At 69.8% G+C, this 20318-nt stretch carries 20 protein-coding genes and 1 pseudogene; 11 read left to right on the forward strand and 10 right to left on the reverse strand.

Annotated features, from left to right (window positions below; all coding sequences use genetic code 11):
* Nucleotides 1-157: 157 nt before the first annotated feature.
* Nucleotides 158-1351 carry a phytanoyl-CoA dioxygenase family protein gene (locus tag ACYQ7X_RS03880; protein WP_459695522.1) on the reverse strand — a complete coding sequence of 398 codons (1194 nt, stop codon included), beginning with the start codon at nucleotides 1349-1351 and terminating at the stop codon, nucleotides 158-160.
* 129 nt (nucleotides 1352-1480) lie between these two features.
* On the opposite strand from ACYQ7X_RS03880, the gene ACYQ7X_RS03885 reads away from it, so the two are divergent.
* Nucleotides 1481-2506, forward strand: a complete 1026-nt coding sequence (locus ACYQ7X_RS03885; protein ID WP_459695523.1) for a LacI family DNA-binding transcriptional regulator — start codon at nucleotides 1481-1483, stop codon at nucleotides 2504-2506.
* On the opposite strand, the gene ACYQ7X_RS03890 is transcribed toward ACYQ7X_RS03885, so the two are convergent.
* The 3 genes and pseudogenes from ACYQ7X_RS03890 to ACYQ7X_RS03900 form a co-directional block, all read right to left on the reverse strand.
* Nucleotides 2484-3509, reverse strand: a complete 1026-nt coding sequence (locus tag ACYQ7X_RS03890) for a CDP-alcohol phosphatidyltransferase family protein (protein WP_459695524.1) — start codon at nucleotides 3507-3509, stop codon at nucleotides 2484-2486. The two genes, ACYQ7X_RS03885 and ACYQ7X_RS03890, sit on opposite strands and share 23 nt — an antisense overlap.
* Nucleotides 3510-3787: 278 nt before the next feature.
* Nucleotides 3788-4450 (reverse strand): annotated as a pseudogene (locus ACYQ7X_RS03895) (phosphatidylserine decarboxylase); the annotation flags it as partial.
* A gap of 44 nt (nucleotides 4451-4494) precedes the next feature.
* Nucleotides 4495-5637, reverse strand: a complete 1143-nt coding sequence (locus ACYQ7X_RS03900) for a LysM peptidoglycan-binding domain-containing protein (protein WP_459695525.1) — start codon at nucleotides 5635-5637, stop codon at nucleotides 4495-4497.
* Nucleotides 5638-5810: 173 nt separating this feature from the next.
* On the opposite strand from ACYQ7X_RS03900, the gene ACYQ7X_RS03905 reads away from it, so the two are divergent.
* Both ACYQ7X_RS03905 and ACYQ7X_RS03910 read left to right on the forward strand, forming a co-directional pair.
* On the forward strand, nucleotides 5811-6395 hold the full coding sequence (locus ACYQ7X_RS03905; RefSeq protein WP_459695526.1) for an LOG family protein: 585 nt from the start codon (nucleotides 5811-5813) through the stop codon (nucleotides 6393-6395).
* Between the two features lie 19 nt (nucleotides 6396-6414).
* Nucleotides 6415-7254 carry a 23S rRNA (adenine(2030)-N(6))-methyltransferase RlmJ gene (locus ACYQ7X_RS03910; protein ID WP_459695527.1) on the forward strand — a complete coding sequence of 280 codons (840 nt, stop codon included), beginning with the start codon at nucleotides 6415-6417 and terminating at the stop codon, nucleotides 7252-7254.
* A 27-nt stretch (nucleotides 7255-7281) separates the two neighbouring features.
* On the opposite strand, the gene ACYQ7X_RS03915 is transcribed toward ACYQ7X_RS03910, so the two are convergent.
* From ACYQ7X_RS03915 to ACYQ7X_RS03930, 4 genes are all read right to left on the reverse strand, one after another.
* Nucleotides 7282-7815, reverse strand: a complete 534-nt coding sequence (locus ACYQ7X_RS03915) for a hypothetical protein (protein WP_459695528.1) — start codon at nucleotides 7813-7815, stop codon at nucleotides 7282-7284.
* Between the two features lie 123 nt (nucleotides 7816-7938).
* Nucleotides 7939-8526, reverse strand: coding sequence for an NUDIX domain-containing protein (locus ACYQ7X_RS03920; RefSeq protein ID WP_459695529.1), 588 nt, complete (start codon nucleotides 8524-8526; stop codon nucleotides 7939-7941).
* On the reverse strand, nucleotides 8523-9158 hold the full coding sequence (locus ACYQ7X_RS03925) for a 2OG-Fe(II) oxygenase family protein (protein ID WP_459695530.1): 636 nt from the start codon (nucleotides 9156-9158) through the stop codon (nucleotides 8523-8525). Before ACYQ7X_RS03925 ends, ACYQ7X_RS03920 begins: the two co-directional genes overlap by 4 nt.
* A 71-nt stretch (nucleotides 9159-9229) precedes the next feature.
* A complete protein-coding gene (locus ACYQ7X_RS03930) occupies nucleotides 9230-9892 on the reverse strand; it encodes a ribonuclease D (protein WP_459695531.1) in 663 nt (220 codons plus the stop codon).
* Nucleotides 9893-10038: 146 nt separating this feature from the next.
* Here ACYQ7X_RS03930 and ACYQ7X_RS03935 point away from each other — a divergent pair, with 146 nt between their 5' ends.
* From ACYQ7X_RS03935 to ACYQ7X_RS03965, 7 genes are all read left to right on the forward strand, one after another.
* On the forward strand, nucleotides 10039-10851 hold the full coding sequence (locus tag ACYQ7X_RS03935; protein ID WP_459695532.1) for an inositol monophosphatase family protein: 813 nt from the start codon (nucleotides 10039-10041) through the stop codon (nucleotides 10849-10851).
* Nucleotides 10852-10985: 134 nt separating this feature from the next.
* The gene (locus ACYQ7X_RS03940; protein ID WP_459695533.1) at nucleotides 10986-12170 is read left to right on the forward strand and encodes a permease; all 1185 of its coding nucleotides are present in this window, start codon (nucleotides 10986-10988) and stop codon (nucleotides 12168-12170) included.
* Between the two features lie 120 nt (nucleotides 12171-12290).
* Entirely contained in the window at nucleotides 12291-12530 is a 240-nt protein-coding gene (locus ACYQ7X_RS03945) for a lipoyl domain-containing protein (protein WP_459695534.1), read from the forward strand.
* A 72-nt stretch (nucleotides 12531-12602) separates the two neighbouring features.
* Complete coding sequence (locus ACYQ7X_RS03950) at nucleotides 12603-14126, forward strand: AlkA N-terminal domain-containing protein (RefSeq protein WP_459695535.1); 1524 nt, start codon at nucleotides 12603-12605, stop codon at nucleotides 14124-14126.
* Complete coding sequence (locus tag ACYQ7X_RS03955; protein ID WP_459695536.1) at nucleotides 14110-14658, forward strand: methylated-DNA--[protein]-cysteine S-methyltransferase; 549 nt, start codon at nucleotides 14110-14112, stop codon at nucleotides 14656-14658. Before ACYQ7X_RS03950 ends, ACYQ7X_RS03955 begins: the two co-directional genes overlap by 17 nt.
* Before the next feature lie 48 nt (nucleotides 14659-14706).
* Entirely contained in the window at nucleotides 14707-15198 is a 492-nt protein-coding gene (locus ACYQ7X_RS03960; protein ID WP_459695537.1) for a YbhB/YbcL family Raf kinase inhibitor-like protein, read from the forward strand.
* A gap of 19 nt (nucleotides 15199-15217) precedes the next feature.
* Nucleotides 15218-16681, forward strand: a complete 1464-nt coding sequence (locus tag ACYQ7X_RS03965; protein ID WP_459695538.1) for a M81 family metallopeptidase — start codon at nucleotides 15218-15220, stop codon at nucleotides 16679-16681.
* A gap of 73 nt (nucleotides 16682-16754) precedes the next feature.
* On the opposite strand, the gene ACYQ7X_RS03970 is transcribed toward ACYQ7X_RS03965, so the two are convergent.
* Nucleotides 16755-17444 (reverse strand): GntR family transcriptional regulator, encoded by a 690-nt coding sequence (locus ACYQ7X_RS03970; protein ID WP_459695539.1) that lies wholly within the window; start codon nucleotides 17442-17444, stop codon nucleotides 16755-16757.
* 54 nt (nucleotides 17445-17498) lie between these two features.
* On the opposite strand from ACYQ7X_RS03970, the gene uxaC reads away from it, so the two are divergent.
* A complete protein-coding gene (gene uxaC / locus ACYQ7X_RS03975) occupies nucleotides 17499-18899 on the forward strand; it encodes a glucuronate isomerase (RefSeq protein WP_459695540.1) in 1401 nt (466 codons plus the stop codon).
* Here the strand turns inward: uxaC and ACYQ7X_RS03980 are convergent.
* A complete protein-coding gene (locus ACYQ7X_RS03980) occupies nucleotides 18887-20314 on the reverse strand; it encodes a bifunctional enoyl-CoA hydratase/phosphate acetyltransferase (protein WP_459695541.1) in 1428 nt (475 codons plus the stop codon). The two genes, uxaC and ACYQ7X_RS03980, sit on opposite strands and share 13 nt — an antisense overlap.
* Nucleotides 20315-20318: the final 4 nt, after the last annotated feature.

The raw sequence follows: 20318 nt of genomic DNA on the forward strand, positions 1-20318 counted from the left end.
GCGCCTCGGCCGTCCAGCTGAAGCCGCCTGGGGCTTTGGGCTCGCCGCCGCCGGCCTTCGCGCCCCCGGGCGGTGCGGGTGAGAGGAAGCTCGGCCGGAAGCCTCGGGGGAGCAGCACGCGGCGCGTGGCAGGAGCGCCAGGCCGCGCTGACCGCCTCTAGGTCAGCCGCCGTTCGGCCTGGGCGGTGAAGGCGGCGCTGAAGGTCGCCGGCGCCTCGTTGCGGAGGAAAGCCTCGGCCATCATCGCCTGCGGGCTTTGCGGCGCGAGGCCGCCGATCGGCGGATCGCGGTCGAGATTGGTCGGGAAGGGATAGCCCTCGGCGCAGGCGGCGATCGCCTCCAGTGCCCGCGCCTCGGTGATCCGCCCGGCTTCCCGCATGGCGATGAGCGCGGGATAGAGCGCGAGGCTCATGCGTGTCCGGTCCATGCTTTCCATCGCCCGCCCGAAGGCCGAGGAGACCTGGAGCAGATTGGCCATGCGCCGGATATCGGTCGAGCGGTTGTGCCCGGCGGCGTGGAACAGCGCCGGGTTGAAGAAGGCGGCATCCCCCTTGGCGAGCGGCAGTTGGACATGATGCTGCGCGAAATGCTCGGCGAAGGCGGGGGTGGTGATGGCGAGGTAGCCGGCCTCGTATTTCTGCGAATGCGGCAGGTAGAGCGTCGGCCCGCTTTCCAGCGGCATGTCGCAATGGGCGACGGCGCCTTGCAGCGTCAGCACCGGGGAGAGGCGATGGACATGCGCGGGGTAGCGCGCCATCTGCGCCGGCGTCATGAAGCCGAGATGGTAATCCCGATGCGCCGATTGCGCGGCGCCGCCGGGGTTGACCACATTCACCTGGCTCGTGAATTGGTAGGCGGGGCCGAGCCAGGCCTCGCTCACCATGGCCAGCATCTCGTTGCCGTAATAGGCGGCGAAGACCTCGGGCGCGCGCAGGCACAGCTTTTCGAGCGCGTTCCAGATACGGTCATTGGCGCCGGGCTTGGCGAAATGATCGCCGCCGCCGGTGCCGCTCGCCTGCTGTTCGGCGATCATGGCGCGGAACTCCGCACTCGCCGCGTCCACCGGTGCGGTATCGGCGAAGGCGCGGCGCAGCACGATGATGCCGGGCCCATCCATCAGCGCCTCCGCCCATTCGGCGAGCACGCGGCGCCGCCCTTCCGGCGTGGCGGCGGTCGCGCGGATAAGGTCGCAATCATAGATCAGCACGCGGGAGGCGACTTCGGCGGCATGCGGGTAATCCTCGATCCGTGTTTCCGCCTCGGTGATGGGGCGGAGATCGTCGAGCCAGACCCGCTCGGCGGAAAGATAGACGCGCTCGGGCCTGATCCGGCGCAGATCGTCGCTCTTCATGGCGTTCGTCCCTCTTGCTTGGTGGGGCGGAGCTTAAGCCGTTCTGCGGTGGCCGGGCGCTCAGGAATCCATCAGAAATCCATCAGAAATGCCTGGCGGCCGGGCGCCCTCCGGGGCAGACTGTGCCGCATGTCCCGGCATTTTCTCGTCAAGGAAATCGCGGCCCAGGCGGGCCTCAGCGTCGCGACCGTCGATCGGGTGCTGAACGAACGGGCGGGCGTGCGCAGCCTCACGCGCGCTCGGGTGGCCGAAGCGATCCGCGATCTGGAGGCGCAGAGCCGCCAGCGGGCGCTCTCGGGGCGGAAATTCGCGATCGACCTGGTGATGGAGACGCCGACCCGCTTTTCCGCCGCCGTGCGGGCGGCGCTGGAGGCGGAATTACCCACCCTGCAGCCGGCGGTCTTCCGCGCCCGCTTCCACCTCTGGGAGATGATCCCGACGGAGGCGCTGGTCGCCGTGCTGGACGGGATCGCCGCGCGGGGCAGCCACGGCGTCATCCTCAAGGCGCCGGACGTGCCGGAGGTCGCCGCCGCGGTGGACCGGCTGGCCGAGGCCGGCATCCCGGTGGTGACCGTGGTGACCGACCTGCCCCATGCCCGTCGCGCCGCCTATGTCGGGATCGACAATCGCGCGGCGGGGGAAACCGCCGCCTATCTGCTCGGCGCCTGGCTCAAGCCTGGGCATGCCCGTGTGCTCGTCACCCTCAGCAGCAGCCGCTTTCGGGGCGAGGAGGAGCGGGAGGCCGGGTTCCGCCAGGCGATGCGGCGTTTCTACCCCGATATCGGCATTGTCGAGGTGAGCGAAGGTTTCGGCCGCGATGCCGAGACGGTGGCGCTGGCGCGCGCGGCGCTGGCGGCGGACCGGATGATCGCCGGCGCCTATTCCATCGGCGGCGGCAACCAGGCGGTGCTCGCCGCCTTTGCCGAGGTGGGGCGGCACTGCGCCGCCTTCGTCGCCCATGATCTCGATGCCGAGAATGCGCGGCTGCTGCGGGAGAGGCGGATCAGCGCCGTGCTGCATCACGATCTGAACCAGGATATGCGCACCGCCTGCCGCCATATCATGCAGGCTCATGGCGCGCTGCGCGAGGTGCCGGGAGCGGGGCTCTCACCCGTTCACGTCATCACACCCTTCAATCTGCCGCCGGGCGCATAGGGCCGGGTGCTGCCCCGGCCTCGGGCAGGTCTGCCGCGCTGAGGCCCGAGGGCGGCGTGCCGGCTTCCTCCGCCTCCGCCTCTTCCTCTTCTTCGTCCACGCGCATGGCTTCCGCCTCCTCGCGCAGGCGGCGGAAGCTGCGCAGGCTGAAGGGCAGCATGGCGGCGTAGATCACCCCGGCGCCGGCCAGTGCCGCCCAGGGCTCGGCGAAGAGGATAGCGGCGAAGGCGCCGGTGCCGAGGAAGATCGGCAGCACCGCCGCCGTCGGCACCTTGAAGTTCTTGAAGCTCCAGACCGGCAGGGTGGAGACCAGCAGCACCGCGGTGCCGATCAGCACCAGGCTCACCACCCCCGCCGCATGGGCGATATCCTGCAGCCAGACGAGGCCGAGGGACTGGCCTTCGAGGCCGAGGAAGATCGGGAAGAGGGCGAGCAGCGCGCCGGCCGGCGCCGGCACGCCGGTAAAGAAGCCCGAGGTATAGGTGGGCGCGGGCGAGGCATCGAGGGCGGCATTGAAGCGGGCGAGCCGCAGCGCCATGCAGACAGCGAAGAGCAGCGAGGGGATGAACCCGACGCCGCCATAGCGCTGCAGGGACCAGAGATAGAGCAAGAAGCCCGGCGCCACGCCGAAGCACAGGAAATCGGCCAGGCTGTCGAACTCCGCGCCGAAGCGGGAGGTGCCTTTCAGCAGCCGCGCGATGCGCCCGTCCAGCCCGTCGATGACAGCGGCGACGGCGATCGCGATCACTGCCGCGTCGAAATGTCCGCCGAGCCCGAAGCGCATGCCGGTGAGGCCGGCACAGAGGCCGAGCATGGTCAGCAGATTGGGCAGCACCCGGTTGAAGGAGGGGCCCTTGTAGCGCGGGCGGTGAGCGGGGCGGCGAAAGCGGCGCGGCCGCCCGGACCAGCGGCGCGGCGCGCGGCCGGCATCGCCAGGATCACCCCTTTCGCCCGCCGGGCCTTCTCCGCCGGCCGCCGGGCGGGGGCCTTGCGCATCGCTCACGATTGCGGCGGCGCCGCTGGCCGCGGGCCTTCGGGCGGGTGTTCCGGTGGCTCGGCAGCCGGCTGTTCCGGCACCTGTTCGGGGAGCCGCTCGGGCAGGTGGTCGGTGAGGGCGGGGGGCATCGGCTCTGCCGGCGCCGCCGGCTCGGCGGCTAGCATGGCCTCCGGCAGAGGAGCTTCGGGCAGTGGCGCTTCGGGTAGCGGCCCCTCATTTTCGGCCGCGAAGGCGGCTGCGAGATCGGGGGCGAAATCGGGCGGCGCGGCCTCCGCCGGGGCGGCAAGCTCGGCGATCACCGTCTCCCCGCCGATCATCGTCTGCCCCTCGCGCACCAGCGGCAGCACGCCCTGCGGCAGATAGAGATCGGTGCGGCTGCCGAAGCGGATGATGCCGAAGCGGCTGCCGGCCTGGACATAATCACCCTCCTTCACGTCGCAGAGGATGCGCCGGGCGATGAGGCCCGCGATCTGCACCACGGCGATCTCCCGCCCGTCCGTCAGCCGGATGGCGAGGGCGTTGCGCTCGTTCTCGTCCGACGCCTTGTCCATATTGGCGCTGAGGAACTTGCCATGGTGATAGGCGATGCGGGTGACGGTGCCATCGGCCGGCATGCGGTTCACATGCACATCGAGCACCGAGAGGAAGATCGCAACCCGCCAGCGCGGCATTGCGCCGAGGCCGAGTTCCGCCGGCGGCGCGGCAAGCTCCACGCTCACCACATGCCCGTCCGCCGGCGCCAGGAAGACATCCGGGCGGGTCGGCGGAAAGCGCTCCGGGTCACGGAAGAAGTAGAGGCAGAAGAGGATGAAGGCGATGCCGAGCCAGGCCAGCCAGGTCGTGAAGATCAGGCCGAGGATGACGGCGGCGGCACCGATGGCGAGGAAGGGGCGTGCTGCCGGATGCGGCGGCGAGAGGACGTATTTGAATGCGCTGGGATGGGCCATGGCGCGTCTTTACCGCGCCCGGGCGCGCTTGTCTCGCCCTTCGCTCATGGGTTTGATGTGGCTGCAGGGCCGGGCGGCACGGTCAGCACCTGGCCGGGATAGATGAGGTCCGGATCGCGGATCTGCGACCGGTTGGCCTGGAAGATCGCGGTATAGGCGATGCCGTGCCCGTAGCTGTGGCGGGCGATCGTCCAGAGGCAATCCCCGGGCTGGACGATGTCCTGCCCGGCCTTGAGGGCGGCCGCGAGATCGGCCCGCGCGAAGGGCACCTCGCTGCGGGCTTCCACCCGCCCACCGGCCGCCAATTCGTCGGTGCGGAGCGCGTGGACGCCGGGGGCGAGAGCCGCCTTCGGCGTCAGGCTCCACTGCCCCTGGGGGTTGGCCTTGGCCTCGCCCACGGGCTTGTTATCCACATAGAGGCGCACCGTGCTGCCGGGCTTGGCATGGCCGGTGAAGCGGATCTGCCCCTGCTCGCCATATTGCACGATATCGAGGCCGACCGGCCCGGGCGTGCTGCCGGGCGGCGTCGCCAGCAGGCGCGGCGGCGCCGTGCCTTGCGAGAGCACGACGAGCGGCCCGCTTTCGAGGGTCTGGCCAGGAACGGTCGCGGTTGCGGAAGTCGCGCCCGCGCCCGCCTTCGGCAGCCCGAGCAGAACCTCCGTGCTGTCCTCCTTGTCGGTCGCCGGCACGCCGGGCGCGGCGACGGTGAGCTGATGCGCGCCTGGGCTGAGTGGCGTCTCGGGCAGGAAGACCCATTGGCCTTCGGCATCGGCGGTGACGGTGCCAAGCGCCTGCTGGCCATTATGGATGGCGAGCGTCTCGCCGGGCTTCGCCCGCCCGGCCATCACGAGATTGCCGTCCTTATCGACGCGCACGACATCGATGTTTGGTGCGGCTGGCTGAGGTGCGGCCGGCTGAGGTGTGGCCGGCTGAGGTGCCGTGGCAAGCCCAGCGCTCGCGGCAGCGCCCGAGGAAGCAGAGGCTGGGGCGGCGGAAGCGGGAGCGGCAGAGCCCGGCAGAGCGGGGGCGGCGGCCACCGGGCTCGTCTGCGGCGCCGGATGGCGCGCCCGCTGCTCAAAGATATAGGCGGCGACCGCCAGCAGGCAGAGCAGGGCGAGCGCCAGCGGCGGCAGAACGCGCCCCCGGCCGCGCGTGGGCGCGGGTGATTGCCGTGTCGCCTCAGTCATTCCCGTTCCGATCCGCCATTGCAGAAATCCGCGCGAGTCTCGTGAATCCATAGCATCAAATTCCACAGCCCGCGCGGAGTTTCCGCGCGACCGCCGCGCCCCCGCCCCCGGGGTTGCATCCGCGCGGGCGGCCTGCCACCAAGGACGCTCACGTGGCGAGGGAGAGTGCGCGGATGCCGGCAATCAAGGCGGTGACGGTTTTCGGCGGTGCGGCTTCGGGTAACGACCCGATCTTCCGGCAGACCGCGACTGACCTCGGCCGCGCCCTCGCCGAGGCTGGCATCACCGTCATCTTCGGCGGTGGCAGCATCGGGATGATGGGCGGCGTCGCCGATGGCGCGCTCGGCGCCGGCGGCACCGTCGTCGGCATCATTCCGGATTTCCTCGCCCGCCGCGAGGTCGCCCATACCGGCGTTTCGGAGATGATCGTGACGGACAGCATGCATAGCCGCAAGCGGCGGATGTTCGAGCTTTCGGACGCCTTCGTCACCCTGCCGGGCGGCCTCGGCACGCTGGACGAGACCTTCGAGATGGTGACCTGGCGGCAGCTCGATCTGCATGCCAAGCCCATCCTCATCTGCGATATCGGCGGCTGGGGGGAGAGCTTCATGGCTCTGGTGCGCAGCTATATCGCGCTCGGCTTCGTGCCGCAGCGCGCCACCGAATGGTTCGAGGTGCTGGGCGGCGTGGGCGCCATTCTCGACCGTCTGACGGCGCTGCCGGCGGTGGAGCAGGCAACGCCCAGCACCCGCCTCTGACGCAGCCGGGCCAGCGGCGGTGAATTATCGCCACGCCTTTCATGCCGGCAACGCGGCCGATTGCATGAAGCATGCGCTGCTCGTCTGGCTCATCCGGGCGATGCAGCGCAAGGCCGCGGGGTTTCTGCTGCTCGATACTCATGCCGGCATCGGCCGGTACGATCTGGCGGGCGAGGAAGCGCGTCGCACCGGGGAATGGCAGGGCGGCATCGGCCGCCTGCTCGCGCCCGGGGAGGCAGAGGATGCGGCGGATGCGGCGCCGCTCGCCGATTACCTCGCGCTCGTCCGCCACCTTGGCCTCTATCCCGGTTCGCCCGTCATCGCCGCCGCCCTGCTGCGCCCGCAGGACCGGCTGATCGCCTGCGAATTGCACCCCGAGGATCATGCCCGGCTGCGCGCCACCATGGCGGGCTGGCCGCAGGCGGCTGTACATCTGCGGGATGGCTATGAGGCCGTCGGCGCTTTTCTGCCGCCGAAGGAGCGCCGGGCGCTGGTCCTGCTCGACCCGCCCTTCGAACAGCCGGACGAGTTCGCCCGGCTCCAGGCGGTTCTGGCCCAGGGTCTGCGCAAGCTCCCGGCCGCCGTCTTCGCGATCTGGTATCCGATCAAGCACCGCGCTCCGGTCCGCGCCTTCCACCAGGCACTGGCCGATGCCGGGGTGCGGGATGTGGTGGCGGCGGAACTGCTGTGGCGCGAGCCGGTGGCGCCCGATCGGCTCAACGGCAGCGGTCTCCTGCTCGTCAACCCGCCCTGGCGTTTCGAGGAGGAAGCGGCGCCGATCCTCGCCGCCCTCGCCCGGCGGCTCGCCGGGGGCGAGCCGGGCGCGGGCTACGCGCTTGCCCGCATCGCCGCCGAATAGGCAGGCTTGGCACCAACCGGCCGGCCGTTACTTCCAATTGCCGGGATAGAAGATCTTGTCCGAATCATCGGCGTCGGACCCGAGAAGGCTGAGGGCTTCGCGCAGGATCTTCGGCGTCAGCTGCACCACGGGCATGTTCATGTTGAGCGAGACCTGGGTCTTGTCCTTGCTGATCGAGAAATAGTCCCGATGGATATCACTCCATTGCAGCAGCCGGAGCGTCGGGATCTCCGCCTGCTGGGCGGCGCTGACGCCATAGGAGATATAGAGGTAGAGCACCGACTTGTCGGGCGAGAGCGCGAAGGCAATCTTGTAGGCGTTCTTGGCGGTGTAATCGATCGAGAACCACGTGCCGGAGGAGCCGAAGTGCGGCGTATAGCCCATATTGGTCACCATGGTCCCGAGCGCGGCCAAGGCGGCGGACGGGGTCTTCGGCTCAGCAGGCTTCTGCGGCGTGGCGGCCGGGGCGGCGGTGCCGCTGGCAGCGCTCTGTGCATGAAGTGCAGTGGGCATGAGGCAGACGGCGGTGCAAAGGGCGAAGATGGTCGCGGCTAACCGCATGGCCTTGTTTCCTCTTCGGGATCGCTCGGAGCTGAGACCGCTTGGACGCGCGGAACGCTAGCAAAGGCTGTGCTGAAAAGAAACGATCCTTCTGGGCTACGCGCCCCCGCCTGCCTTGCCGCTTCAGCCAAGCCCGTTGAGGGCTGCCAATTGCAGAAGCATGATCGTCTTGGCATCGACGATCGCGCCGCTCCCGATCATCGCCACCGCCGTGCGGAGCGGCATTTCCACCACCTCGATATCCTCGCCCTCGGCAGCAAGGCCGCCGCCCGCGCCGATCCGGTCGGCGGGGCTGTATTCGCCAAGGAAGAAGGAGAGTTTCTCAGTAAAGCAGCCGGGGCTCATGAAGGCTTCGAAAACCGGCCGCACCGCGCGGATGCGATAGCCGAGTTCCTCCTCGGCCTCGCGCGCGATGCCGCGTGCCGGGTCCTCGCCCTCCAGCATCCCGGCGCAGCATTCGAGCAGCGGCTGCGGATGGCCGTTGAGATAGGTGACGAAGCGGATCTGCCGCACCAGCAGCACGGTGCCGCGCGCCGGATCATGGGCGAGGAGCGCGACGCCGTTGCCGTGGTCGTACACCTCCCGGCGCATCGGCACCCAGCGGCCATCCCGCCGCTTCTGCTCGAACTCCAGCCGGCGGAGCAGATAGGTCTCGTCGGAAAGCACCGTCTGCCGCAGATGGCGGATGGGGCTTTCGCTGCTCCCGCTCATGCGGCGGAGGAGGTCAGGCGCTTGATGAAGGCCGAGATCTTGTGCCGCCGGATTTCGGAACGCGCGGTCGCATCGGTCGTCATGTAATTGAGCTGAATGACATAGCGGGTGCCGACGAACTGCTTGTGGCCGTGCCAGGTGGTGGGCCCGTTCGGGAAGATCAGCAGGGTGCCGTTTACCGGCGGCACTTCGACCGCGTAATCCTCGATATCCTCCGGCCCGCGCAGCAGGCGCAGGCACCCCTCGCGCCGCGCCCAGGCCTCCGTCTCGGGGTTGAGGTAGAGCAGAATCGTCACCCGCTTGGTCGCGCTGTCGCAATGGATGCGGCCATCCTTCTCGCGTGAGGCGCCGCGCAGCGTCGCCATCGTCGGCGCGCCGTCGAGATCGAGGCCGAATTTGCCGGCAACGGCGGCGCGGAAGCGCGGCCCCTCAAGCTCGGCCACCAGCGCCTTGGCATGCGGCCCGAGGCGGAGGCTGTCGATCGGGAAGGAGCCGCCCTTTTCGAGCTTCGGCAATTCCTGCACCACCGCCGCGAGCGAGGCCGGCTTCACGAAATTCTCGACCACGATATGGGTATAGGGGTCGCGCGCCACCGGGGTCGCGTCCATGGCCTGATAATCGAGTTCGATCATGGCTGCCTTCCACTTCCTGCCAGAAGCCGCAAGCTTAGCATAAGCCCGCCCGGCCGCGAGCGGCCGCGCCGTCAGCCCTGATGGGCGAAGATGTCCGGCGCGTCATAGCCGAGGAGATCGAGGCGGCAGCGCGCGGGGAGAAAATCGAAGCAGGCCTGCGCCAAATCCCGCCGCCCTTCGCGCAGCAGCAGCGCCTCCAGCCGCGCCCAGAGTGCATGCAGGTGCAGCACGTCCGAGGCAGCATAGGCGAGCTGCTCGGGGGTGAGGTCCGGCGCTCCCCAATCGCTCGTCTGCTGTTGCTTCGAGATCTCGACGCCGAGGAGTTCGCGGCAGAGGTCGCGCAGGCCATGGCGGTCGGTGAAGGTGCGCACGAGCTTGGCGGCGATCTTGGTGCAGATGACGGGGGCGGCGGTGATGCCGAGCGCGTGGTGCAGCATCGCGACATCGAAGCGGGCGAAATGCATGAGCTTGAGGCGGGCAGGGTCAGCAAGTTGCGCCTTGAGGTTCGGGCAGTCGTAGCCGCGGCCGCCCAGCGCCTCGGGGATGAGCTGGACGAGATGCGCCTCCCCGTTGCCCGCGGAAAGCTGGACGAGGCAGAGACGGTCCCGCCGGGGATCGAGCCCCATGGTCTCGGTATCAACGGCGATGGCGGGCCCGAGGTCGAGCCCGGCCGGCAGGTCGTGCCGGTGCAGATGGATGGTGGCGTTCGGTTGGAACTGGGTGATGGCGGCCATCCGGCTCCCATAGGCCGGGCGGGCCGCCGCCTCAAGCGCTCGGGCGTCCGGCGCATGACAAATCTGATGGTGCCGCGCATATAGCGGCCGGGCGCCGCGCCCACGAAATCTTACCGCACGCTCTTACCAGGCAGGACAGGATAGTGATGGCTGCTCTCGATCTCGATGCTCGCTTCGCCTTCGGCCGCAGCCTCGCCGAGGAGGCGGGACAGCTCGCCATGGGCTATTTCCAGCGGCTCGGCGCGCTCACCATCAAGGCCAAGGGCCCGCAGGACATGGCGAGCGAGGCCGATCTCAATACCGAACTGCTGATCAAGCAGCGGCTGGCCGCCGCCTTCCCGGAGGATGCCTTCCTCGGCGAGGAAACCGGGCGGACGGATGCAGTGGCCGGCGCGCGCGGCATCTGGGTGGTCGATCCGATCGACGGCACCCAGCCCTTCGTCAGCAATATGCCGAACTGGTGCGTCTCCATCGCCTTCGTCCTGGATGGGCGGGTGGAGATGGGCTTCGTCACCGCGCCGGCGCGGGGCGAAGTGTTCATCGGCCGGCGCGGCCAGCCGGCCACCCTCAACGGCGCGCCGATCGCGGTGCGCCCCGATGCGCGGATCACCGATGGCATGATCGGCACCGGCTATTCGCCCCGCGTTCCGGCGGCCGAGTTCCTGCCGCTCCTCGGCGCCGTGCTCGATCAGGGCGGCATGTTCTTCCGCAACGGCTCCGGCGCGCTGATGCTCTGCGATGTCGCCTGCGGGCGGCTGCTCGGCTATGTCGAGCAGCATATCAACGCCTGGGACTGTCTCGGCGCGCTCTGCGTCATCGAGGCGGCCGGCGGGCGCGTCAGCGATTTCCTGGCCGATGACGGGATGTGGCGTGGCCATGCGCTGGCAGCTGGGGCGCCGGGCGTGTTCGAACCGCTCGCCGCGCTGGTGGGCGTCCAGGCCTTGGGCGGCGATCGCTGATCCTCTCGCGCGCCCCGTACGCGGCCTCGGCGCGCCGCATGCCAGAGGGGCGGCGTAGGCAGGCATCCACCGCTGGACCTTCCAATAATGGGAAGGATTACACTGCGGCCTGATCCGATCGCAGGAGGATGGTCATGATGCTCGTTCTGAGCGATCTCTGGCGGGCCCTGGTGCTCGCCATCGGCATGTTCTGGCAGGTGGGCTGGAGCCTGGTGCTCGGCTTCGCGATCTCCGGCCTGTTGCAGACGGTGGTTTCCAAGGACCAGATGCGCCGGGCGCTGGGGCGGAACGGCCTGCGCGAGGTGGCGCTGGCGACGGTGGCCGGGGCCGCGAGTTCCAGCTGCTCCTATGCCGCCGCCTCCGTCAGCCGCACGCTCTTCAAACGCGGCGCGGCGCTCGCCCCGAGCCTCGCCTTCCTCTTCGCCTCGACCAATCTTGTGGTGGAACTCGGCCTCGTGCTGCTGCTGCTGATGGGCTGGCAGTTCATGGCGGGCGAATGGCTGGGCGGCGTCGTGCTCGTCATTCTGCTCACCCTTCTCATCAAGCTTACCTATCCGCATCGCCTGGTCGAGGCCGCCCGCCAGCACCCCGAAGCCGGCGGAGGGGGGCATGATCATGGCGCCGCCGCGGCAGCGGGGACGCTCGGCCAGCGGCTGATGCAGCGGCAGACATGGATCAGCGCCGCGCATAGCTTCGTCATGGATTGGCAGATGCTGTGGAAGGATCTGGCGCTCGGCTTCGCCATCGCCGGCCTGCTCGCCGCCTTCGTGCCGAACGGGGTGTGGCAGGCGCTCTTCCTGCATCATGCGAGCCCCTGGGTGCAGGTGCCGCTGAACGCGCTGCTCGGCCCCATCGTCGCCATGCTGACCTTCGTCTGCTCGATCGGCAACGTGCCGATGGCGGCCGTGCTCTGGGGATCGGGCGTCAGCTTCGGCGGCGTGCTCGCCTTCCTCTTCGCCGATCTCATCGTGCTGCCGCTGCTCGATGTCTATCGCCGCTACTACGGCTGGAAGATGGCCGCCTATATGCTGGGGCTGTTCTACGCGACGATGGTGCTGGCGGCGCTGATCATGGAACTCGTCTTCGGCGCCTTCGGCTGGATTCCGCCGCAACCGGCGCCGGGAGGCGCGGCGCGGATGGTGCATTTCGCCTTCAACTACACCTTCTGGCTCAATCTCGTCTTCGGCCTCATCGCGCTCGGCCTCGTGCTCCTCAAGCGCCGCAACCCGATCCGCATGCCGGCGCGGAGCTGCTGCGGCCATCGCGGCGCGACCAAGCCGGCGGCCGTGGCCCAAGCGCACCACCACCACCACCCGTGAGCCGCCGCGCCCGCCGCCCGCCTGACCGTGGCGCGAATCCCCCGCCCGCTTGATCTCCGTCAAGGCGCTGCGCGGCCGGGCGCCGCAGTCTGCGAGGGTGCGTTCCAGGGAGGCTATGCGATGACCGATATCAGGCTGAGCGAGGATCTGTGGCGCAACGGCATGCTGCCTGAAGGCATTCTCGAGCGGTGGCATGTCGCGGAAGGTGCGGTGGTCGCTTCCGGCGCCAGGGTCGCCGAAGTCAGGATCGAAAGCGCGCTGCACGAAATCCTGGCCCCGGCGGCTGGCCGGCTCACCATCCTCGCCGCCGCCAATTCGGTGGTGGAGCCGGGAAGCGTTCTCGGCCGCCTCACCACCTGAAGGCGGCGGCGCTTTCGCATCCCGGTCCGAAAACGGCGAGCGACGGAGCGGCGGCGCATGGCATGATGCGCCATGCCCCGAAGCGCCGCCCGACTGGCCTCACCCCTCGATCCCGCGCTCTGCTACCGCGCGCTCACCACGCGCGATCCGCGGTTCGACGGGCGCTTCTTCACCGCCGTGCGGACGACGGGGATCTATTGCCGCCCGGTCTGCCCTGCGCCGACGCCGAAGGCTGAGAACTGCACCTTCTTTCCCTCCGCCGCTGCCTGCGAGGTGGCGGGCTTCCGCTCCTGCCTGCGCTGCCGGCCGGAGCGCGCGCCGAGCACCGCCCCGCGAGACCGGGTGATCGAGCGGGCGATGGCGCTGATCGCGGCGGGGGAGACGCCGCAGGCGCTACCGCGCCGGCTCGGGCTCGGCGGGCGCCAGTTGCGGCGCCTCTTCGCCGTCCATCTCGGCGCGAGCCCGGGGGAGGTGGCGCGCACTCGCCGCAACCTGCTCGCCCGGCAATTGGTCGAGGAGACCAGCCTGCCGATCACCGAGGTCGCCCTCGCCGCCGGGTTCGAAAGCCTCCGCCGCTTCAACCATGTCTTCCGCAGCCTCTACGGCCAGGCGCCGAGCGCCATGCGGCGCGGCCGGGTGCTGCCGGCGGCCTGCGGCGCGGAGAGTGGCGAGATAGCGGGCGGCGAGGCGGCGCCCGGCCTCACCCTCAGCCTGCCCTTCCGCCCGCCTTACGATTGGCCCGGGCTCATCACCCTTCTCGGCGCGCATGCGATCGCCGGGATCGAGCGGGTGGAGCCTGCCGCCTATCACCGCGTGATCAGCCTCGGCGGCCATTACGGCACGCTGACGATCACCGTGGGTGGGGCCGACCATCTGCGGGCGCGGATCGTCTTTCCGGTGCTGCGCCTGCTGCCGCGCATCGTCGCCCGGTTGCGGCTGCTGCTCGACCTCGGGGCCGATCCGGGGCCGATTGCCGAGGTGCTGGGGGAGGATGCCCGCCTCAGCGCCGCCATCGCTGCGCGCCCCGGGCTGCGGCTGCCCGGCGCCTGGGATGTCTTCGAGGCGGCGGTGCGGATCATCCTCGCCCAGCAGATCAGCCTGCCGGCGGCGCGGCAGCTCTCGGCCCGGCTCGTCAGCCTCTACGGCACGGCGGTGGAAACGCCGATCCCCGGTCTTACCCATCTCTTCCCCGAGCCGGCGCGCCTGCTGGCGGCGGGCGAAAGCCTCAGCCGCGATCTCAATATCCCGCGCGCACGCGGGCGGGCGATCCTCAGCCTCGCGGAGGCAGTGGCGGCGGAGCCCGACCTCCTCGCCCGCGCAGCGACGCTCGACGAGACGATCGGCCGGCTCTCCGCCCTCCGCGGCATCGGACCATGGACGGCGCACTGCATCGCGCTCATGGCGCTGGGTGAGCCCGATGCCTTCCCGGCCCAGGATATCGGCCTGCAACGCGCCGCCGGGCTCGACCAGCGCGGCCTCGCCACGGCGGCCGAGCGCTGGCGCCCCTGGCGCGGCTATGCCGCCATGCACCTCTGGCACCGGGCCATCATCGAGGGCCCGCACCGCAAGGAGACGAACCATGCAACTGCTGCTTGATCGCCTGGCCTCGCCGATCGGCGAAATCCTGCTTGTCTGCGACGGCGGGGTGCTGCGCGCGCTCGACTTCGCGGAGTATGAAGGCCGCATGCGGCGGCTGCTCCGCCTGCAGTATGGACCGGCGACGCTCGTGGCCGGGGCGGCGCCGGCTGCCATCCGCCAGCTGCTGGCCCGCTATTTCGCGGGCGAGGTGGGCGCGCTCGCCGCGATCGAAACAGCGACCAGCGGCACGCCTTTCCAGCGCGCCGTCTGGTCCGCCCTCCGCCAGATCCCGCCGGGGGAAACCTGGCCCTATGGCGCCGTGGCCCGCATGATCGGCAAGCCCGGGGCAAGCCGCGCCGTCGGCGCCGCGAACGGGGCCAATCCGCTGGCGATCGTGGTGCCCTGCCACCGTGTCGTCGGCAGCGATGCGCGGCTGACCGGCTATGCCGGCGGCCTGCCCCGCAAGGCCTGGCTGCTGGCGCATGAAAAGGCGGCGATGTCCCGCCAGTTCCAACTGCCGGGCCTTGACGCTGGCGCCCGCGCCGCGTGAGATCGCGCCCGTCCCCCGATCCCACCCCCCGCAACGCCGGAGCGCGCCATGGCCTTGACCCTCACCAGCCCGAATCTCGAAGAGGGCGGGACAATCGACCTGCGGCACGCCTTCGCGGGCTTCGGATGCACCGGCGGCAATATCTCTCCGGCGCTCGCCTGGGCCGGCGCGCCGGCCGGCACCAAGAGCTTCGCCATCACTTGCTACGACCCGGATGCGCCGACGGGCAGCGGCTGGTGGCATTGGACGGTGTTCAACATCCCGCTCGACATCTCCTCCCTGCATGAGGGGGCGAGCCACCCCGGCCAGGGGCGCCTGCCGGGCGGCGCGGTGGAAGGGCGGACGGATTTCGGCGTCGCCGGCTATGGCGGCCCCTGCCCGCCGGAAGGCGACAAGCCGCATCGCTACATCTTCACGGTGCATGCCCTGAAGGAGGAGAGCCTGCCGCTCACCGCCGATAGCCCGGGCGCCATGGTCGGCTACTACCTGCATTTCGCGACCATCGAGAAGGCGAGCCTGACCGGCCTTTACGGCCGCTGACCGGCGGCCGGCCGGCGGCATGAAGCTCTTCATCGCGGCGCTCGACACCGAGACGAATACCTTTGCCCCCTTGCCGACCGGCGCCATGGCCTTCGCCGAAGGCTTCGTGGCGCATGGCGATGCGACCCGGCGGCCGGAGAACTACTGCTCGGCGCAGCTTTATCGCTGGCGGCAGCGGGCGGAGGCGCTGGGCTGGGACGTTGCCGAAAGCCTCTGCGCCTATGCCGAGCCGGGCGGCCTGACCGCGCGGCCGGTCTATGAGGCGTTCCGGGACGAGATCCTGCGCGATCTCAGCGCCGCGCGGCCGGATGTCGTGCTCCTCGCCCTGCACGGCGCGATGGTGGCGGAAGGCTATGAGGATTGCGAGGGCGATCTCCTGGCCCGGGCGCGCGCCATCCTCGGGCCGGGCGTGCCGATCGGGGTGGAGCTTGATCTGCACTGCCACCTCACGGAGGCGATGATGGCGGCCGCCACCGTGATCCTGACCTATAAGGAATATCCGCATACCGATATCCCCGCCCGGGCGGAGGAGCTTTTCACCCTCATCACCGATGCCGCCGCGGGGCGCACGCGCCCGGTGATGGCGGTCTATGATTGCCGGATGAGCGGCCTTTTCCGCCCCACCGCCCAGCCCTTGCGCGATTTCATCGACCAGATGGCGCGCCATGAAGGGCGGGACGGCATCCTCTCGCTCTCCCTGGTGCATGGCTTTCCCTGGGCCGATGTGCCGGAGATGGGTGCCAAGGTGATCGCCATCGCCGATGACGATGCGGAGAAGGCGGCCGCCACCGCGCGGCATTATGGCGAGGCCTTCTTTGCCATGCGCAAGGCGCTGGCGCCCGCCAGCCTCACGATCGAAGCGGCGCTCACGGTCGCCCAGGATCTCCTGGGCGAGCAGCCCGGCCGCCCGGTGGTGATCGCCGATGTCGCCGACAATCCGGGTGGCGGCGCGCCGGGCGATGCGACCTTCTGCCTGGCGGCGGTGCGGGCGCGGGGGCTGGCCCGTGTCATGCTCGGCTATTTCTGGGATCCGGTCGCCGTACGCTTCTGCCACGAGGCGGGGCAGGGGGCGCGCCTCGCGCTGCGGGTGGGGGGCAAGTGCGGCCCGGCCTCCGGCGCGCCGATCGATCTCGAGGTGACGGTCATGGGGCTGGCCGAGGAGGCGATCCAGCATTTCGGGGAAGCGCCGGTCTCGCTCGGCGCCGCCGCCTGGGTGCGGGCGGAGGGGATCGATCTCATCCTCTGCGCCACCCGCACGCAAACCTTCCACCCGGAGGCGATGCAGGCGCTCGGGCTCGATCCCGCCGCCCTCGATATTCTCATCGTCAAATCGAGCCAGCATTTCCATGCCGGCTTCGCGCCGATCGCGCAGACGGTGCTTTATGCGAGCGCGCCGGGCGCCCTCTCGCAGGATTTCGCGACCATCCCCTATCGGCGGCGGAAAGGGCGCTTCTGGCCGCGGGAAGCAGAGCCCTTCGGCTGAGCCGCGCCCGCTTCACCATCATCTGTCCGCAACAAATCCCGGCCGTCGTTATCCAGGGCGGGCCGGCTCCGCCCTACGCGAAATAGGCGGGATAGGCTGCCCGCAGCCGCGCGATATCGGGCAGCAGGGCCGCCAGATGATCGGCCATGCGGCGCTCCGCCTTGCCGGGCTTTGCCGCCGCGATCGCCGCCTGGATGGCGCCATGCTCGGCCATCACCTGCGCCATGCGCCCTGGCGCCGGCAGGGTCAACCGGCGCGCGCGGTCCAGCGCCTGCTTCACCTCCTGGATGAGCCGCCAGGCGGCGGGCCTGCCGGCGATCTCGGCGATCGCTTCGTGAAACGCCTCATCCGCGACGTGGAAACGGGCGGCGTCCTCGGCGGTGGCGGCAGCCTGCTGCTCGGCCAGGATGCGGGCGAGGCGGGCGGCGGCGGCGGCATCGGCCGCCATTGCCGCGCGCCGCACCGTCATGCTTTCGAGGGCGAGCCGCAGGTCGAGCGCTTCGGGGATGGCCTCCGCCTGGATGCGCGAGACGAAGGTGCCCGATTGCGGCCGGATTTCCACCAGCCCTTCCTCGGCGAGGCGGATCAGCGCCTCGCGCACCGGCGTGCGGCTGACCTGGAACTGGTCGGAGAGGCGCCTGTCGAGCAGCGCCGCGCCGGGCGGCAGATCGAGGCTGAGAATCGCCGCCCGCAGCGCGCGATAGATCGCCATCGCGGCGGTGACACGCGGCGCGGCGGTTTGCAGCGCGAGAGAAATTGACATACTAATATATCAATCCGAATGGGCGCCGAGATCAAGCGGGAGGAGACAGAGACCATGGCTTTGCATCCAGAGAGGTTTTTTCCGGCCGATCCCGGCGTGCGGGGCATCGCGCGGCGGCTCTACCAATCGGTCAGCAGCCTGCCGATCATCTCGCCGCATGGCCATACCGATCCCGCCTGGTATGCCGAGGATCAGGCCTTCCCTGACCCAGCGACCCTCTTCGTCAAGCCCGATCACTATATCTTCCGGCTGCTCTATTCCCAGGGCGTCTCGCTCGATGCGCTCGGCATTCCGCGGCGCGACGGGCAGGCGGTGGAGCAGGACAGCCGGGCGATCTGGCGGCTCTTCGCCCGCCATTTCCATCTCTTCCGCGGCACGCCGACGCGCATCTGGTTCGAGCAGTCGCTCGAAGATCTCTTCGGCATCACCGAGCGTCTCTCGGTCGCCAATGCCGACGACATGTACGACGCGATCGCCGACCGGCTGGCGACGCCCGCATTCCGCCCGCGCGCCCTCTATGAGCGGTTCAACCTCGAAGTGATCGCGACGACCGATAGCCCCTTGAGCGATCTCGCCCATCACCAGAGCGTGCGGGACTCAGGCTGGGCGGGCCGCGTGCTGCCCGCCTACCGGCCGGATTTCGTCGTCGATCCCGATCGCGAAGGCTTCGCCCGCAATGTCGCGGAGTTGGCTGCGCTGACCAGCACGCCGATGACCTGGGCCGGCTATCTCGATGCCCATCGCATCCGCCGCGCCTTCTTCAAAAGCCTCGGCTGCACCTCGACCGACCATGGCCACCCGACGGCGCAGACCGCCGATCTCTCGCCGGGCGACGCCAGCGCCTTGTTCGACAAGGTGGTGAAGGGTGCGGCGACGGCGGCCGAGCGCGAGACCTTCCGCGCCCAGATGCTGACCGAGATGGCGCGCATGAGCCTCGATGACGGCCTCGTCATGCAGCTCCATCCCGGTAGCTTCCGTAATCATAACCCGAGCCTCTTCCAGGCGCGCGGGCCGGATATGGGCGCGGATATCCCGACCCGCACGGATTATGTGCATGCGCTGAAGCCGCTGCTCGATGCCATGGGCAATGATGCGCGCCTCACCCTCATCCTCTTCACGCTGGACGAGACGAGCTACAGCCGGGAACTCGCCCCGCTCGCCGGCCATTACCCGGCGCTTCGCCTCGGCCCGCCCTGGTGGTTCTTCGACAGCCCCGAAGGCATGCGCCGCTTCCGCGAAACGGTGATCGAGACGGCGGGTTTCGCCAATACCGTCGGCTTCAACGATGATACCCGCGCCTATCTCTCCATCCCCGCGCGGCATGACATGGCGCGGCGCATCGATTGCGGCTTCCTCGCCGGGCTCGTCGCCGAGCATCGGCTGGACGAGGACGAGGCGGAGGAACTGGCCGCCGACCTCGCCTATCACCTCGCCCGGCGGGCTTACAAGCTCTGAGTGGCGGGCCCGCTGCCGCTCTTCGCGAGCAGGCAGCCGAGAGCCGCCGAAATGAGCCGCGTGCGCGCACTATCCGCGCGGCTCGTCAGCAGGATCGGCACGCGGGCGCCGAGCACGATGCCGCCGGCCTCCGCGCCCGAGAGGAAGATCATCTGCTTGACGAGGATATTGCCGGCTTCGAGATCCGGCACGAGGAGAATATCGGCGCGTCCCGCTACCTCCGAGCGGATGCCCTTTTCCCGTGCCGCCGCTTCGCTCACCGCATTGTCGAAGGCGAGCGGCCCGTCCAGCATCCCGCCGGTGATCTGTCCACGATCCGCCATCTTGCAGAGCGCGGCGGCATCGAGCGTGGAGGGCATGCGTGCGGAGAGCGTCTCGACAGCGGCGAGGATCGCGAGGCGCGGGCGCTCGATCCCCAAAGCCGCGCGCGCGAAGTCGATCGCGTTCTGGGCGATCGCCGCTTTGTCCGAGAGATCGGGGCGGATATTCACCGCCGCGTCGGTCACGATCAGCGGGCGGGGGTAGCCTGGCACGTCGAGCACATAGGCGTGGCTGAGCAGCTGGCCGCATTTGAGCCCCGTGGCGCTATCCAGCACCGGGTGCATGAAGAGATCGGTATGCAGATCGCCCTTCATGAGCATCCCCGCTTCGCCGGCGCGGATGAGGGAGACGGCCAGCGCCGCGGCCTCGGCGGCGTCTGGCGCCGGTTGCAGGCGGCAGGATGAAAGATCAAGCCCGGCTTCCTTGGCGGCACCTCGGATCGCCGCTTCCGGCCCGATGAGAATCGGCGCGATCAGCCCCGCTTCGCCGGCGGCCACAGCGCCCGAAAGCGAGAGTGCATCGGCCGGGTAAACCACCGCGGTCGGAATCGCGGGCCGGCCGGCACGGGCGAGGATGGCGGCGATCGCCGCATGGCGCTCGATCCGCACGCTCGGCAGATGGATGAGCGGCCGGCGCACCTTCTCGGCCGGCGCCCGGATGAAGGCCGTGCCGGTGATGACGGTCTCCCCCACCTGATTGGTGCAGAGGCAATCGAGAACCACATCCTGCTTCTCAGGCTTCATCTCGCGCACCGAGACGGTCGCGGTGATGGTATCGCCAAGCGCGATCGGGTGCCGGAAATGCAGATCCTGGCCGAGATAGATCGCGCCCGGCCCCGGCAGGCGCGTGCCGAGGACGGCGGAGATGAGGGACGCGCCCCACATGCCATGAATGATGACGTGGTGGAATATGTCGCCGGCCGCGTAGTCCGGATCAACATGCGCCGGGTTGAGGTCTCCACTCACGGTCGCGAAGAGATCGATGTCCTGCTGCGTCACGCGGCGGGTGAGGCTGGCCGATTGGCCAAGGGTGAGTTCGGCGAATGGGTGGTTCTCGATCCAGGCTTCCGCCTCGCCGGCTGCAATGCTGGCCATGGCG

It is taken from the genome of Acidisoma sp. C75, assembly GCF_054665095.1.